The organism is Stenotrophomonas sp. Y-13 (genome assembly GCF_046267925.1).
Taxonomy (GTDB): domain Bacteria; phylum Pseudomonadota; class Gammaproteobacteria; order Xanthomonadales; family Xanthomonadaceae; genus Stenotrophomonas; species Stenotrophomonas acidaminiphila_A.
On the sequence record NZ_CP176501.1, the window covers coordinates 1246346 to 1261172 of the forward strand.

The following is a 14827-nucleotide window of genomic DNA, read 5'->3' on the forward strand; positions in this document are numbered from 1 at the left end:
CGCAAACCGGGGGAGAATGCTATGAATCGCAAGCAAGGCGGCATGACGCTGACGTCGTTCCTGATGGTGCTGGCCGTGGTCGGTTTCGCGCTCTACGTGGGCATGAAGCTGTTCCCGATGTACCAGGAGTTCTACGCGGTAAAGACCTCGATGAAGGCCCTGGCCAAGGAGCCGGGCACGTCGGATCCGGCCAAGGCGCAGGAGCTGTTCTTCAAGCGCATGGACATGAACTACTCGGACAGCGTCAAGCGCGACAACATCAAGTTCGACCGCATCGACGGTGGCGTGCGCATGAACGTGAGTTATGAAGTGCGCCGCCCACTGGTCGGCAACCTCGACATCGTCGGCCGCTTCGAGAACTCCCAGGACCTGACCTCGCACGGTGAGTAGGACGGTGACGCGGGGTGACCGCATCGGCCACCCGTTCCGGGATCCGGGCCTGCTGCGGCAGGCCCTGACCCATCGCAGCGCGGGCGCGCCGCACAACGAGCGCCTGGAGTTCCTCGGCGACAGCATCGTCAACCTGATCGTGGCCGAGGCGCTGTTCGCGCGCTGGCCCAAGGCCGACGAAGGCGCGTTGACCCGGGCGCGGGCGGCGCTGGTGTGCGAAGCCGCACTGGCGGCCATGGCGCGTACCCTGGACCTGGGCGAGCGCCTGACCCTGGGCCCCGGCGAGATGAAATCCGGTGGCCACCGCCGCGATTCGATCCTGGCCGACGCCTTCGAGGCGGTGGTGGCGGCGATCTACCTGGATGCCGGGTTCGAGGCCTGCCGTGCGCGGGTGTTGCCCTGGTTCGAGGCACCGATGGCCGCGGTGCCGGTCGGCAAGCCCGAGAAAGACCCCAAGACCCGGCTGCAGGAATGGCTGCAGGCGCGGCAGAAGCCGCTGCCGGTGTATGAACTGGTATCGGAAACCGGCGATGACCATGCCCGGCATTTCCGGGTACGCTGCCGCCTGACCGACCCGGATGTGACCACCGCGGGCGAGGGCAGCTCCCGGCGGCTGGCCGAACAACAGGCGGCTGCGGCCGCGATCGAGCAACTGGATTCCAAGTGAACGACACCTCCTCCCACCGCTGTGGCAGCGTCGCCGTCATCGGCCGCCCCAATGTCGGCAAATCGACCCTCACCAACGCCCTGGTGGGCGCCAAGGTCAGCATCGTCTCCAACCGGCCGCAGACCACCCGCCACCGCCTGCTGGGCATCGCCACCTTCCCCGAGGGGCAGCTGGTGCTGGTCGACACCCCCGGGCTGCACCGCCAGCAGAAGCGGGCGATGAACCGGGTGATGAACCGCGCCGCGCGCGGGTCGCTGGAAGGCGTGGACGCCGGCCTGCTGGTGATCGAGGCCGGGCGCTGGGACGAGGAGGACACGCTGGCCTTCAACGTGCTGCGCGACGCCGGCATCCCGGTGCTGCTGGTGGTCAACAAGGTCGACCGGCTGAAGGACAAGGGCGCGCTGCTGCCGTTCCTGCAGGAAATCACCGAAGGCCGCGACTTCGCCGGCGTGCACCCGATCTCGGCGCAGAAGCGCAATGGCCTGGAAGCACTGGTGCGCGACGTGCTCAAACTGCTGCCGGAGGCCCCGCCGATGTTCGGCGAGGACGAGATCACCGACCGCAGCCAGCGCTTCCTGGCCGGCGAACTGGTGCGCGAGCAGTTGATGCGCCAGCTCGGCGAGGAGTTGCCGTATGCGACCACGGTGGAGATCGAACGCTTCGCCGAGGACGGCAACCTGCTGCGCATCGGCGCGGTGATCTGGGTCGAGCGCGAGGGCCAGAAGGCCATCGTGATCGGCAAGGGCGGCGCGCGGCTGAAGGAAATCGGCGCCAAGGCCCGCCTGCAGATGGAGCGCCTGTTCGGCGCCAAGGTGTTCCTGGAAACCTGGGTGCGCGTACGCGAAGGCTGGTCCGACGACGAGGCCGCGCTCAAGGCGTTCGGTTACGAGTGAGGCCGGTAACGGGGGCGGGCGGCCAGGAATGAGGGCGCGCGTAGTCGGCTCCGCCCTGTCGTGCCCCGGCCTGCGGGTGGCAGGTGGCCGGCGCTCTGCCAGACTGCGGACGCGGCACGGTTGCATCCCCCGACCCCTGCCTCCCACTCCCGGCTCCAGCGCATGCGCATCGACGACGAACCCGCTTACGTGCTGCATGCGCGCCCCTGGCGCGAAACCAGCCTGTTGGTCGAGGCGCTGACCCGCGGGCATGGCCGCATCGGCCTGCTGGCGCGTGGCGTGCATGGCCCGAAAAAGCAGCTCCTGCGCGCCGCGCTGCAGCCGTTGCAGTCGATCCGCCTGGATGCGGTGATGCGCGGCGAACTGGCGCAGCTGCGGCGCGCCGAGAGCCAGGACGCGGCACCGCGGCTGCATGGGCAGGCGATGCTGGCCGCCTTCTACGTCAACGAACTGGTGCTGCGGCTGGCGCCGCGCCACGACCCCTTGCCCGAGCTGCACCATGCCTATGGCCAGGTCCGCGGCCGGCTGGCCGACGCGGCGGGGCTGGCGTGGGCGCTGCGGTGTTTCGAGCGCGACCTGCTCGAGGCGCTGGGGTTCGGTTTCGACTGGACCTGCACCGCGGACGGGCAGCCCATCGATCCGGCGGCCCGCTACCGGCTGGACCCGCAGGAGGGGCCGCTGCGGCTGCTCAGCGAGCGCAACGCCAGCGAACGCCGGGGCCTGGCCACCGGCGCGGCGCTGCTGGCACTGGCCGCGGACCAGCCGCCGGCGGCGGCCGACCTCGCCAGCCTGCGGCCGCAGATGCGCGCGGTGCTGCTGCACCACCTGGGGGGGCGCGGGCTCAAGTCCTGGGAAATGCTGGGGGATTTGAAAGGCAGGAGTGAGTGAAGAGGAGTGAGGAGTGAGGAGTGAGAAAAGGCAGGAGCAAAAGCCGTCATCTCCACGAAGGCGGAGATCGCTCTTGCTTCTTCTCACTCCTCACTCCTCTTCACTCACTCCTGGCTTCAATGCAGTAGCGCACTCACGGCCGCATCGAACTGGCGCCGCGCCATGTCCGACTCCGGCGCCTGGTGCAGTTGCCGCACCGCGCGGCCGAGCCGCGAGGCACCGACGAAACCGCAGCTGGCCTGCAGCCGGTGCAGCTGCCGGCGGAGGGCGCCATCGTCATGCTGCCGCAGCGCCACCGACACCGCGTCGCGGGCCACCGGCAATTCGGACAGGAACAATTCGCGCAACGCCACGACATGCGCCTGCTGGCCATTGAGCGCGCTCAGCGCCGCGCCTTCGTCCCAGTCGGGCGCGGCCGCATCCTCGCTGGCCGGGGCCTCGCCGGCGGTGGCCTGGCCGAGGCCCTCACGCACCGCGGCCTGCAGTTCGGCGCGGGTCATCGGCTTGACCAGTACCCGCTTGAAACCGGCCTCGTGCAGCGACCGCCGGATGTCCGCGCCATTGTCGGCGGTGTGCGCCAGCGCGGGCACCTGCGGGTGCAGCGCGCGCAGCTGCCGCAGCAGCGCGTGGCCGCTGCCATCGGGGAGATGGACGTCCACCAGCCACAGGTCGTGGCGGACGGCGCTGCCCATCCGCAATGCCTGCGCGACCGAGCCGGCGATGTCGACCGTGGCCGGCAACGCTTCCAGCGCGGCGCGGAAAAAGCCCTGGCTGGTCGCGTCGTCCTCGACCAGCAGCAGGCGCGGTGGATGCCCCTGGGCGTGCGTATTCATATGCTGCCTCCATGTCAGCCGTGCCCGGCATCATTGGCGATGTGGCCGTGCCGCGCAAGCGGCGGAAGTCAGGCCGATGTGCATCTGCGACAATGGCGCCCCGCAACCCGCAGCCTTTCGCCACGTGGCCCGATCCAGATCCCGCATCGACAAGACCCCGTTCCAGACCGACATCCTCGACCTCAGCCATGACGGACGCGGCGTTGCCCGCCGTGAAGGCGAGGGCGGCAAGGTGACCTTCGTGGCCGGTGCGCTGCCTGGCGAGACGGTGATGGCCGAACAGACCGGCAAGAGCCGCCATTTCGACGAGGCGCGGACCGTGGAGGTGCTCACGGCCTCGCCGCACCGGGTGCAGCCCCGCTGCCCGCATTTCGGCGTCTGCGCCGGCTGCGTGCTGCAGCACCTGGACGAGGGCCAGCAGATCGTGGCCAAGCAGCAGGTGCTGATGGACAACCTGACCCGCATCGGCCATGTCAGCCCGGGCACGGTGCTGCCGCCGCTGGTCGGCGACAACTGGGGGTACCGGCGCAAGGGCCGGTTCTCGGTGCGCCGGGTCGAGAAGAAGGACAAGACCCTGGTGGGCTTCCGCGAGCAGGACCCGCGCTTCGTCGCCGACCTGTCGCAGTGCCTGACCGTGATTCCCGAGATCGGTACCCGGGTGGCGGCACTGTCGGCCTTCATCGAGGGCCTGGACGGCAAGCGCGACATTCCGCAGATCGAGTTCATCGGCGGCGATGCCGCCATCGCCCTGACCGTGCGCCACCTGCAGCCGCTGTCCGACGCGGACCGCCAGGCCTGGCAGGCGTTCGGCCAGCAGCATGGCTTCGCCATCTACCTGCAGCCCGGCGGGCTGGAGTCGGTGCATCCCTTGTGGCCGGCCGACGGCGTGCCGCTGTCCTTCGTGCTGCCGCAGTGGGACGTGGAGCTGGCGTTCCGTCCGCTGGACTTCATCCAGGTCAACGCCAAGCTCAACCAGCAGATGATCGCGCATGCGCTGGCCCTGCTGGACGCACAGCCGGACGAGCGCGTGCTCGACCTGTTCTGCGGCCTGGGCAATTTCACCTTGCCGCTGGCGCGCACCGTGCGCGAGGTGGTGGGCGTGGAGGGCGAGGCCGGGCTGGTGGCGCGGGCGAGGGAGAACGCGCAGCGCAACGGCCTGGACAACGCGCAGTTCTTTGCCGCCGACCTCACCCAGGACCAGCGCGCCGCGCCGTGGATGCGGCAGGGCTTCGACAAGCTGCTGCTCGACCCGCCGCGCTCGGGCGCGATCGACGTGCTGCAGCAGCTGCCGCTCAAGCAGTTCAAGCGCATCGTCTACGTCAGCTGCCACCCCGGTTCGCTGGCGCGCGATGCCGGTTACCTGGTCAACGAACAGGGCTTCACCCTGGTCTCGGCCGGCGCGATGGACATGTTCCCGCACACCGCGCACGTGGAAAGCATCGCGGTGTTCGAGAAGAAAAAATGATATCCGCGCACAGGGATGTGCGCTGCTCCTGCGAAGGAATCGCACAAATGAAATCCGCGCACAGGCATGTGCAGCCGCTCCTGCGGGGGATTGGCACCGGTTGAATCCGCGCGCACGGACGTGCGCTGCTTCGGCATCAACGAATCGCACGCGCAGCGACGCGCGGGGTCATGCGGGAAACGCGCACCAACGAGGTTGTGATGGGTATCGAGATCGAACGCAAATTCCTGGTCACCGGCGACGGCTGGCGCGCTGCCGCGCATGCCGTCATCCCGATGGCGCAGGGCTACATCAATGACATGGCGGCGATGGACAGCGGCGCGCAGAAGGCGTCGGTGCGGGTGCGCATCCAGGGCGATGCGGCGTACCTGAACATCAAATCGCGCGAGCTGGGCCATACCCGCCAGGAGTTCGACTACCCGGTGCCGGTGGACGAGGCCCGCGAACTGCTGGCGCTGTGCGTCGGTGGCCTGGTCGACAAGCGCCGCCACCTGGTCAGGCACGCCGGCCTGCTGTGGGAAGTGGACGAGTTCCTCGGCGACAACGCCGGGCTGGTGGTGGCCGAGGTGGAGCTGGAAAGCGCCGACCAGCCATTCGACAAGCCGGACTGGGCCGGTGCCGAAGTGACCGACGCGCCGCGCTACTACAATCTCGCCCTGGCCTCGCACCCCTACACCCGTTGGAGCGCCGCCGAGCGCGGCTGAGCCCCCGGGAGAACAGAAGGAACCCCCATGCGCATCGACATCTGGTCCGACGTGGTCTGCCCCTGGTGCTGGATCGGCAAGCACCGCTTCCAGCGCGCGCTGGCGCTGATGGGCGACAAGGCGCCGCCGGTGGAGGTGCGCTGGCATCCGTTCCTGCTCGACCCCGGCGCCGACGCCACGCCGGTACCGCTGCGCGAGGCCTACGCGGCCAAGTTCGGCGGCGCCGAGCGTACCGCGCAGATGCTGGCGCAGACCCAGTCCACCGCCCGCGCCGAAGGCCTGCCGATGGATTTCGACCGCGGCCAGGTCCGGGTGACCACGCTGCCGGCGCACCGCCTGCTGTGGCTGGCCGGGCGCGAGGGCGAGCAGGACGCGGTCGGCGAGGCGCTGTTCCGCGCCCATTTCGAGCAGGGCCGCAACCTGGCCGACCCGCAGGTGCTGGCGGAGGCCGCGGCCGCCGGCGGCATTCCGGCCGCGCGCGTCGAGGCCCTGCTGGCCTCGGACGAAGGCCTGGCCGAGGTCCGTGCCGGGCTGGGACAGGCGCAGGCGCTGGGCATCCAGTCGGTGCCGACCTTCGTCATCAACGGCCGCTACGCGGTGCAGGGCGCGCAACCGCCGGAGGTGTTCATGCAGGTGCTGGAGAAGGTGGCCGCCGAGCTGGCGCCGGCGCCGGTGGCCGGGAACCATGAACCGGGCTGCGGCGCGGACGGCTGCAGCGTCTGACGCGGCGGGCGCCATCTGCGACAATGCCGGGCTTGGCCGTATGGGAATCCGCACATGCTTCTGATCGGCGTCGCCGGCACCACACTGACCGCACGGGAACGCGACTGGCTGCAGCATGACGCCGTGGCCGGCGTGGTGCTGTTCAAGCGCAATTTCGCTTCGCGCGACCAGGTGGTCGAGCTGACCGCTGCGATCCGTGCCGCCACCGCGCGTCCGCTGCTGGTGGCGGTGGACCAGGAAGGCGGCCGCGTGCAGCGCTTCCACGCCGGCTTCACCGAACTGCCGCCGCTGGACGGCTTTGGCCGGCTGCACGCCACCGACCCGGACGCCGCGCTGGCGCTGGCCGAGCAGCATGCCTGGCTGATGGCCAGCGAGATCCGCGCGACCGGGCTGGACCTGAGCTTCGCCCCGGTGGTGGACCTGGGGCGCGGCAACCTGGCCATCGGCAACCGCGCCTTCGCCGGGGACCCACAGGTCGTGGCGGCGCTGGCCCAGGCCTATGTGCGCGGCATGCACGCGGCCGGCATGGCCGCCACGCTCAAGCACTTCCCGGGCCACGGCACGGTGCGCGAGGACACCCACCACGACACCGCCATCGACCCGCGCCCGCTGCACGCGCTGGAAGCGGAGGATCTGCTACCGTTCCGCGCCGGCATCGACGCCGGCGCCGATGCGGTGATGATGGCCCACGTCATCTACCCGCAGGTGGCGCCGGAACCGGCCGGCTACTCGCCGCGCTGGATCAACCAGATCCTGCGCGGACAGATGGGCTTCCGCGGCGTGGTGTTCTCCGACGACATCGGCATGGCGGCCTCGTCCGCCGCCGGTGGGGTCAAGGCCCGGGTCGAAGCCCACCTGGATGCCGGCTGCGACGTGGTGCTGGTCTGCCACCCGGAGCTGGTTGAAGAATCGCTGCAGGCCGTGGCCGGCCGCAGCCTCAACACCGCCGCGCTGCTGGGCCTGATCGCCCACGGTGCCATGGGCTGGGGCGGCCTGCTGGCCGATGCCCGCCACGGCGATACCCGAACCCGTCTGCTCGAAACTCTTGGAAGAACCGCCTGATGTCCAAACTCACTCTTGCACAAGCCGTGGCCCAGGCCGACCTGCTGGTCGATCGTCCCGCCATCGACCAGGCCATCGCCGGCATCGCCGACGCCATCGCGCGCGATTACAAGGGCGAGGTGCCGGTGTTCCTGTCGATCATGAATGGCGCGCTGCCGTTCGCCGGCCAGCTTGCGCTGGAACTGGGCGCGCGCGGCCAGGATGCGCAGTTCGACTACATGCAGGCCTCGCGCTACCACGGCGAGAGCGGTGGCGAGCTGGTCTGGAAGCACCGCCCGGTGTCCTCGCTGTTCGGCCGCCGCGTGCTGCTGGTGGATGACATCCTCGACGAGGGGTTCACCCTGCAGGGCGTGCGCGACTGGTGCCTGGAACAGGGCGCCACCGATGTCCGCATCGCGGTGCTGACGGTCAAGAAGCACGACCGCTGCCTGGACGGCGTCAAGGCCGACTACGCGGGCATCGAGCTGCCGGACCGTTTCGTCTTCGGTTTCGGCATGGACGTGAGCGAATCGCTGCGCTCGCTGCCGGCGATCTACGCGATGAAGCAGTAACGGCCGGGTAGCCGGTCCGCGTGATCGCGCTGCCGCCTCCCGCGCAACGCGCGCCGACCCGCAGCGGCCGGGTTGCCGGCGGTGTCCCGGGCCGCGGCGCGCTGGTGGGCGCCGGCGCGCGGCCGCTACGATGACGGGGCCACGCCCCGTGTCGCCCCCGACTGCGAACAGAAACCAGGAAACCACGATGGACGATATCGCACTGGCCGTGATCGGCGGCACCGGTGTCTACAAGCTCGCCGCGCTGGACGATGTCCAGGCCCATGAGGTCCCGACCCGCTACGGTGCGCCGTCGGGCCCGGTGCGGGTCGGACGGCTGGATGGCCGTCGGGTGGCGTTTCTCGCCCGCCATGGCGAAGGGCATTCGATCCCGCCGCACAAGGTCAACTACCGCGCCAACCTGGCCGCGTTGAAGCAGCTGGGCGCCACCCGCGTGCTCGCCCTGAACACGGTCGGTGGCATCACCGGCGATTTCGGTCCGCGCGTGCTGGCCTGCCCGGACCAGCTGATCGACTACACCTGGGGCCGCGTTTCCACGCTGTGCGAGGAGGAGGGCAGCGAGGTGCTGCACGTGGATTTCGGCCATCCCTATACGCCTGCGCTGCGCGCGCAGGTGCTGGCCGCGGCACGTGCGCGCGGCGTCGCGGTGCATGACGGCGGCTGCTATGGCGCCACCCAGGGCCCGCGCCTGGAGACCATCGCCGAAATCGCGCGGATGCGCCGCGACGGCTGCGACCTGGTCGGCATGACCGGCATGCCGGAGGCCGGGCTGGCACGCGAGCTGGGGCTGGATTACGCCTGCCTGGCCATCGTCGCCAACTGGGCGGCGGGCTGCGGTGACGCGGCCGAGATCACCATGGAAGAAGTACTGGCCAACGTCGCCGCCGCCTCGGCTGGGCTGCCCGCGCTGGTGGGGGAGCTGGCCCGGGGGTGATTGTCATCGCGGCCCAAGCTTTGCATACTCCGCGAGCGCGCTTCATTCAGCGTGCATCAATCCATTCATCGAACAAGGTCTCGCATCACCATGCCGAACGGTACCGTCAAGTGGTTCAACGACGCCAAGGGATTTGGCTTCATCTCACCGGAGGACGGCAGCGCCGATGTCTTCGCGCACTTCTCCGCGATCAATTCCAAGGGTTTCCGCAGCCTGCAGGAAGGACAGCGCGTCAGCTATGACGTGACCCAGGGCCCGAAGGGCGCCCAGGCTTCCAATATCACGCCGGTCGAGTGATCCACTCGGCTGTGCCGGAAAAACCCCGCCGAGGCGGGGTTTTTTTTTAGCCGGCCGCCTCCGGGAAACGCAATGAACAGGTCATTGGATATCGCCATCGTCGGTTACGGCACCGCCGGCCAGTCGCTGGCCGTGCTGCTGTCGCGCGACGGCCACCGCGTGCAGGTATTCGAACGCGCGCCGCGGCCCGGGCCGGTGGGCGCCGGCTTCCTGCTGCAGCCCAGCGGGCTGCAGGTGCTGTGGCGGATGGGCCTGTTGCCGCAGGTGCTGGCCCATGGCGCGGCGGTACGCCGCCTGTACGGCGAGACCCCGTGCGGGCGCGCGGTGATGGACATGCGCTATGCCGGGCTGGATGCGCGCCTGCACGGGGTGGGCATGCAGCGCGGGGCGCTGTTCTCGCTGCTGGACGCGGCATGGGAGCCTGGCGACGCACTGCACGTGGACTGCTGCATCGGCGCCATCGACGACGGCCTGCGCCGGGTACGCGACCAGCACGGGCAGTGGCACGGCCCCTTCGACCTGGTGGTCGCCACCGACGGCGCGGCGTCGGCGTTGCGCGCGCAGGTGCGCGGCACGCGGCTGGACCGCCCGTACCCGTGGGGCGCGCTGTGGTGCCTGCTGCCCGCCGGCGACTGGCCGTTCGTCGACGAACTGCGGCAGCGCTACGTGGCCGCGCGGCGGATGATCGGCCTGTTGCCGGTGGGCACGCGCCCCGGCGACGCGGTGCCGCGGCTGAGTTTCTTCTGGAGCCTGCCGGGCGATGGCTTCGAGGCCTGGGAGCGGGCCGGGCTCGCGCCCTGGCTCGACGAGATCGCGCAGCTGTGGCCGGAGGCACGGCTGCGGATGCAGGACATCGGCATGCCGTCGCAGCTGGCGCGGGCCAGCTACCGCGACGCGGTGCTGGACCGCTGGTACCGCGGCCGCCTGGTGCTGGCCGGCGACGCCGCGCATTCGATGAGCCCGCAGCTCGGGCAGGGCGTGAACATGGCGCTGCTCGACGCCCTGGCCCTGCGTGATGCACTGCGCGGGCAGCCCGACCTCGATGCGGCATTGGCGCATTACCAGGCAACCCGCCAGGCGCATGTGCGCCTGTACCAGTTCTGGAGCCGCTGGCTGACGCCGCTGTTCCAGTCCGACCGCGACTGGATCGCGCATGCGCGCGATCTCCTGTTCGGGCCGCTGGGGCGCATGCCGGGCGGGCGCGGGCACATGCTGCGCGTGCTCAGCGGCACCCAGCAGGGGGTGTTCGGCACGTTGCCGCTGGCGCCCGGGTTCGTACAGGCGCTGGCCACCGGCGGCTGAGCCGGCCGCCCGGCGCCGCACGGCGCGGTACCGGCGTGCGGCAGAATGGACGGCATCCTCCCGTGCGCAGGGGCCGGCCATGAACACCGAAGCAGCGCCGTTCGAAACCCACGTGGTATTCAACCAGCCGCCGCCGTTTCCCGAATGCAACCTGTGGCGCGACGACCGGGTGCTGCGCGAGGCGGTCGCACGCGAAGGCGGCGGCGCGTTCGCCACGGCGCTGGACGACTACGGCGCGCTGGCTGGCGGCGAACTGTACCGGCTCGGCTTCGACGCCAACCGCAACCGGCCGCTGCTGCGCACCCATGACGCGCAGGGCCAGCGCATCGACGCCGTGGATTTCCACCCCGCCTGGCACCGCTTGATGGACGCGGCCAAGGCGCACGGCGTGGCCGGGCTGTCGTGGCGGCAGCCGCAACCGGGCGCGCACGTCGCGCGCGCCGCGTTGAGCTTCCTGCACCACCAGGCGGAGGCGGGCAGCAGCTGCCCGTTGACCATGACCCATGCCGCGGTGCCGGTGCTGCGCCGCGAACCGGCGCTGGCCGAGTGGGCGGCCAAAGCCGCCGCGCCGCACTACGACCCGCGCGACCTGCCCATCGCGCAGAAGCCCGGCATCACCGTAGGCATGGGCATGACCGAGAAGCAGGGCGGCTCGGACGTGCGCAGCAACCGCACCTGCGCGACGCCGCTGGCCGGCGAGGGCGAGTACTCGCTGGTCGGGCACAAGTGGTTCCTGTCCGCGCCCATGTCCGACGGCTGGCTGGTGCTGGCGCAGGCGCCGGGCGGATTGAGCTGCTTGCTGATGCCGCGGCGCCTGCCCGACGGTGCGCGCAACGGCTTCCGGCTGATGCGGCTGAAGGACAAGCTCGGCGACTGGGCCAACGCCTCGAGCGAGGTCGAGTTCTGCGGCGCGTGGGCAAGGCGCATCGGCGCCGAAGGGTGCGGCGTGGCGACCATCATCGAGATGGTGATGCTGACGCGGCTGGACTGCATGCTCGGCGCGGCCGCGGAAATGCGCATGGCGCTTGCCCAGGCGCTGCACCATGCACGGCACCGCCGCGCCTTCGGCCGGCGCCTGGTCGAGCAGCCGCTGATGGCCAACGTGCTGGCCGACCTGGCGCTGGAATCGGAGGCCTCCACCGCGCTGGCGCTGCGGGTCGCGCGCGCGGTGGATGCGGCCGCGCGCGATCCCGCCGAAGCGGCGTTAGCACGCGTCGCCACGGCCCTCGGCAAATTCTGGGTCTGCCGGCGCGCGGCGGGCTTCGTCAACGAGGCGCAGGAATGCCTGGGCGGTGCAGGCTACATCGAGGAGTCGATGCTGCCGCGGCTGTACCGGCAGGCGCCGCTCAATTCGATCTGGGAAGGCAGCGGCAACGTGCAATGCCTGGACGTGCTGCGCGCGCTGTCACGCGAACCGCAGTCGCGGCACGCGCTGCTGCGCGAACTGGAGCAGGCGCGTGGGCGCGAGGCGGCTTACGACGCGGCGCTGGAGGCCTTGCCGCCCTTGCTGGACGGGGCAACGGTGGCCGAAGCCGCGGCACGGCGCGTGGCCGCTTCGCTGGCGCTGCTGCTGCAGGCGGCCACGCTGCTGCGGGCCGGCAGCCCGGTGGCGGGCCTGTTCGTGGCCGCGCGGCTGGCGTCGCCGCCGCCGCCCGCCTACGGCATGCTGGAGGCGTCGGTGGCGTTCGCGGACATCCTGGAGCGGGCCGTGCCGGCAGCCTGAGCGCGCTGGCCTCGGCAACCGGCATCCACGGCGCCGGACAGGTCGCTGGACGGCGTCGCCGCCGTCGCAGGGATCGCGCAGCCGCCCGCCGGGGACGGCTGCGCGATGGGGTGGGGACGATCAGTGCTTGGCGTCGTCCGCCTTCTGGCGCGCCTTCTCGGCCGCGTCGTGCGCTTCGTCGGCGACCTTCTGCGCGGCGTTGGCGGTGGCGGCGCTGGCATCGGCCGCGGCCTCCTTGGCGGCCACCGACGCATCTTCGGCCGCGGCACTGGTGGCGTTGGCCGCGCGGTCCAGCGCATGCTCCGACTTGGCGGCGGCCTCGCGGGTGGCGTCGGCGGCACGGTCGGCAGCGCTGCGGGCGGCGTCGGCCGCCGATTCACCGGCGTTGCGCGCGGCATCGGCGGCGTGGTCGGCCGCGGCTTCGGCATCGCGCTTGGCCTGTTCGGCATTGGGGTCGTTGCAGGCGGACAGGGCCAGCATCAGGCTGCCGGCCAGCAGCGGTACAAACAGCTTCATCGCGTTCTCCTGGGTTTGGGGGACGACGCGCGCAGCGTAGGCGGACGCGGATTCAGATTGCGTCAACGCCGACCCGGCACCGCCGGCTGCGCCGGCCATCGGCGCCCTGGACGATCCGCGGCTGGGTGGCGCGCGCGACTGGCCCCTGCGGCCGCGGGGGACAGGCGGGAGAAGGCAAAAAAAAGCCGCTGGCGAACCAGCGGCTTTTCCGACTTGCGTCGAAGCAGAAGTTATTACTTCTTGGCTTCTTCGGCAGCGTCCTTGGCCTTGTCGGCCACGTCTTCAGCAGCCTTGGCGGTGTCGGCAGCGGCGCCGGCAGCGGCGTCGGTGGCGGCGCCGGCAGCGGCGGCAGCGGCGTCACCAGCGGCGTCAGCAGCGGTGGCGGCGGTGTCGGCAGCAGCCTGGGCGGCGTCGGCGGTTTCGGCGCCGGCGGCAGCAGCCTGGTCAGCGGCGGCCTGGGCGTCGGTGGCGGCTTCGTTGGCCGAAGCAGCGGCGTCCTGGGCAGCTTCCTGCTTCGAGCAGGCGGCCAGGGCCAGGCCCAGGGCCATCGCGATCAGCAGCTTGTTGATGCTCATTGTGTGAATCCTCGTCGTTAGATTAGGCAACGCGCCATTGCGCGCCTTAAACATGATGACAAGCCCGTTTGGGCTGTCAAGCGACCGCGCATTCATTTTTGTAAAAAAGGCATTAAGTCCAATCAAATCAATTCGATGGCGATGGCCGTTGCTTCGCCGCCGCCGATGCAGAGGGAGGCGACGCCACGCTTGAGGCCACGGCTGCGCAAGGCGTGGATCAGCGTGACCACCAGGCGCGCGCCCGAAGCGCCGATCGGATGGCCCAGCGCGCAGGCGCCGCCGTTGACGTTGAGCTTGTCATGCGGGATGCCGAGTTCGCGGATCGGCGCCATCGCCACCACCGCGAAGGCTTCGTTGATCTCGAACAGATCCACGTCGCCGACCTGCCAGCCGGCCTTGTCCAGCACCTGCCTGACCGCACCGATCGGCGCGGTGGTGAACCACTCCGGCTCCTGCGCGTAGGTGGCGTGGGCGACGATGCGGGCCAGCGGCTGCACCCCGCGGCGCGCGGCGTCGCCGGCGTCCATCAGCACCACCGCGGCGGCACCGTCGGAGATGCTGGAGGAACTGGCCGCGGTGACGCTGCCGTCCTTCTTGAAGGCCGGCTTCAGGGTCGGGATCTTGGCGATGTCGGACCTGCCCGGCTGTTCGTCCTGGTCGACCTCGACCTCGCCCTTGCGGGTGGCCACCTTCACCGCGACGATCTCGTCCTTGAACGCGCCGGTGGCCTGCGCGGCCTGCGCGCGCTTGACCGATTCGATGGCGTAGGCGTCCTGCTCCTCGCGGGTGAAGCCGAACCTGGAGACGGTGCCTTCGGCGAACACGCCCATGGCCTGGCCGTCGTAGGGGTTGGTCAGGCCGTCCCAGGCCATGTGGTCCACCGCCTGGAAGTTGCCGTAGCGGTTGCCGGTGCGCGAGTTCGGGATCATGTGCGGCGCGTTGGACATGGACTCCATGCCGCCGGCGACGACGATGCTGGCCGAGCCGGCCTTGATCAGGTCATGGCCCAGCATGATCGCTTTCATGCCCGAGCCGCACACCTTGTTGAGCGTGGTGCAGCCGGTGCTGGCCGGCAGGCCGGCGGCGAGCGATGCCTGGCGCGCCGGCGCCTGGCCGAGGTTGGCCGGCAGTACGCAGCCCATGATCACTTCGGACACATCGGCGGCGGCAACGCCGGACTGCTCCATGGCCGCGCGGATCGCGGTGGCGCCGAGGGTCGGGGTGGGGACGCCGTTGAACTGGCCGAGGAAGGAGCCGATGGCGGTGCGCTTTGCGGCGGCGATGACGATGTCGGACATGTGCGG

Annotated in this window: 17 protein-coding genes; 13 read left to right on the forward strand and 4 right to left on the reverse strand. The window is 70.7% G+C overall.

Annotated features, from left to right (window positions below):
- Nucleotides 1-21: 21 nt before the first annotated feature.
- The 4 genes from ACJ7VY_RS05440 (at nucleotide 22) to ACJ7VY_RS05455 (ending at nucleotide 2838) form a co-directional block, all read left to right on the forward strand.
- Nucleotides 22-390: a DUF4845 domain-containing protein gene (locus ACJ7VY_RS05440; RefSeq protein WP_104938413.1), complete on the forward strand. Its 369-nt coding sequence runs from the start codon at nucleotides 22-24 to the stop codon at nucleotides 388-390.
- Nucleotides 383-1057 (forward strand): ribonuclease III, encoded by a 675-nt coding sequence (gene rnc, locus ACJ7VY_RS05445; protein WP_104938414.1) that lies wholly within the window; start codon nucleotides 383-385, stop codon nucleotides 1055-1057. The genes ACJ7VY_RS05440 and rnc overlap by 8 nt, the downstream gene beginning before the upstream one ends.
- Nucleotides 1054-1950 carry a GTPase Era gene (era, locus tag ACJ7VY_RS05450; protein WP_104938415.1) on the forward strand — a complete coding sequence of 299 codons (897 nt, stop codon included), beginning with the start codon at nucleotides 1054-1056 and terminating at the stop codon, nucleotides 1948-1950. The genes rnc and era overlap by 4 nt, the downstream gene beginning before the upstream one ends.
- A gap of 162 nt (nucleotides 1951-2112) precedes the next feature.
- Nucleotides 2113-2838, forward strand: a complete 726-nt coding sequence (locus tag ACJ7VY_RS05455; RefSeq protein ID WP_161614701.1) for a DNA repair protein RecO — start codon at nucleotides 2113-2115, stop codon at nucleotides 2836-2838.
- A gap of 116 nt (nucleotides 2839-2954) precedes the next feature.
- Here the strand turns inward: ACJ7VY_RS05455 and ACJ7VY_RS05460 are convergent, their stop codons facing one another.
- The gene (locus tag ACJ7VY_RS05460; RefSeq protein ID WP_312344127.1) at nucleotides 2955-3671 is read right to left on the reverse strand and encodes a response regulator; all 717 of its coding nucleotides are present in this window, start codon (nucleotides 3669-3671) and stop codon (nucleotides 2955-2957) included.
- 124 nt (nucleotides 3672-3795) lie between these two features.
- On the opposite strand from ACJ7VY_RS05460, the gene rlmD reads away from it, so the two are divergent.
- The 9 genes from rlmD (at nucleotide 3796) to ACJ7VY_RS05505 (ending at nucleotide 12432) form a co-directional block, all read left to right on the forward strand.
- On the forward strand, nucleotides 3796-5136 hold the full coding sequence (gene rlmD / locus ACJ7VY_RS05465) for a 23S rRNA (uracil(1939)-C(5))-methyltransferase RlmD (RefSeq protein WP_312344125.1): 1341 nt from the start codon (nucleotides 3796-3798) through the stop codon (nucleotides 5134-5136).
- A gap of 200 nt (nucleotides 5137-5336) precedes the next feature.
- The gene (locus ACJ7VY_RS05470; protein ID WP_161614698.1) at nucleotides 5337-5840 is read left to right on the forward strand and encodes a CYTH domain-containing protein; all 504 of its coding nucleotides are present in this window, start codon (nucleotides 5337-5339) and stop codon (nucleotides 5838-5840) included.
- Nucleotides 5841-5867: 27 nt separating this feature from the next.
- Nucleotides 5868-6563 (forward strand): DsbA family oxidoreductase, encoded by a 696-nt coding sequence (locus ACJ7VY_RS05475; RefSeq protein WP_312344122.1) that lies wholly within the window; start codon nucleotides 5868-5870, stop codon nucleotides 6561-6563.
- Between the two features lie 54 nt (nucleotides 6564-6617).
- Nucleotides 6618-7625 carry a beta-N-acetylhexosaminidase gene (gene nagZ, locus ACJ7VY_RS05480; RefSeq protein ID WP_104938420.1) on the forward strand — a complete coding sequence of 336 codons (1008 nt, stop codon included), beginning with the start codon at nucleotides 6618-6620 and terminating at the stop codon, nucleotides 7623-7625.
- Nucleotides 7625-8176, forward strand: a complete 552-nt coding sequence (locus tag ACJ7VY_RS05485; RefSeq protein ID WP_104938421.1) for a hypoxanthine-guanine phosphoribosyltransferase — start codon at nucleotides 7625-7627, stop codon at nucleotides 8174-8176. The genes nagZ and ACJ7VY_RS05485 overlap by 1 nt, the downstream gene beginning before the upstream one ends.
- Before the next feature lie 187 nt (nucleotides 8177-8363).
- Nucleotides 8364-9110: an S-methyl-5'-thioinosine phosphorylase gene (locus ACJ7VY_RS05490; RefSeq protein ID WP_104938422.1), complete on the forward strand. Its 747-nt coding sequence runs from the start codon at nucleotides 8364-8366 to the stop codon at nucleotides 9108-9110.
- A 90-nt stretch (nucleotides 9111-9200) separates the two neighbouring features.
- Nucleotides 9201-9407 carry a cold-shock protein gene (locus tag ACJ7VY_RS05495; protein ID WP_003488188.1) on the forward strand — a complete coding sequence of 69 codons (207 nt, stop codon included), beginning with the start codon at nucleotides 9201-9203 and terminating at the stop codon, nucleotides 9405-9407.
- A 72-nt stretch (nucleotides 9408-9479) separates the two neighbouring features.
- Complete coding sequence (locus ACJ7VY_RS05500) at nucleotides 9480-10709, forward strand: NAD(P)/FAD-dependent oxidoreductase (RefSeq protein WP_312344117.1); 1230 nt, start codon at nucleotides 9480-9482, stop codon at nucleotides 10707-10709.
- Between the two features lie 79 nt (nucleotides 10710-10788).
- Complete coding sequence (locus ACJ7VY_RS05505) at nucleotides 10789-12432, forward strand: acyl-CoA dehydrogenase family protein (protein WP_409476520.1); 1644 nt, start codon at nucleotides 10789-10791, stop codon at nucleotides 12430-12432.
- Between the two features lie 120 nt (nucleotides 12433-12552).
- On the opposite strand, the gene ACJ7VY_RS05510 is transcribed toward ACJ7VY_RS05505, so the two are convergent.
- From ACJ7VY_RS05510 to ACJ7VY_RS05520, 3 genes are all read right to left on the reverse strand, one after another.
- Nucleotides 12553-12948: a hypothetical protein gene (locus ACJ7VY_RS05510; RefSeq protein WP_409476521.1), complete on the reverse strand. Its 396-nt coding sequence runs from the start codon at nucleotides 12946-12948 to the stop codon at nucleotides 12553-12555.
- A gap of 233 nt (nucleotides 12949-13181) precedes the next feature.
- Complete coding sequence (locus tag ACJ7VY_RS05515; RefSeq protein ID WP_054664409.1) at nucleotides 13182-13523, reverse strand: hypothetical protein; 342 nt, start codon at nucleotides 13521-13523, stop codon at nucleotides 13182-13184.
- A gap of 122 nt (nucleotides 13524-13645) precedes the next feature.
- Entirely contained in the window at nucleotides 13646-14821 is a 1176-nt protein-coding gene (locus ACJ7VY_RS05520) for a thiolase family protein (protein WP_409476522.1), read from the reverse strand.
- Nucleotides 14822-14827 lie beyond the last annotated feature (6 nt).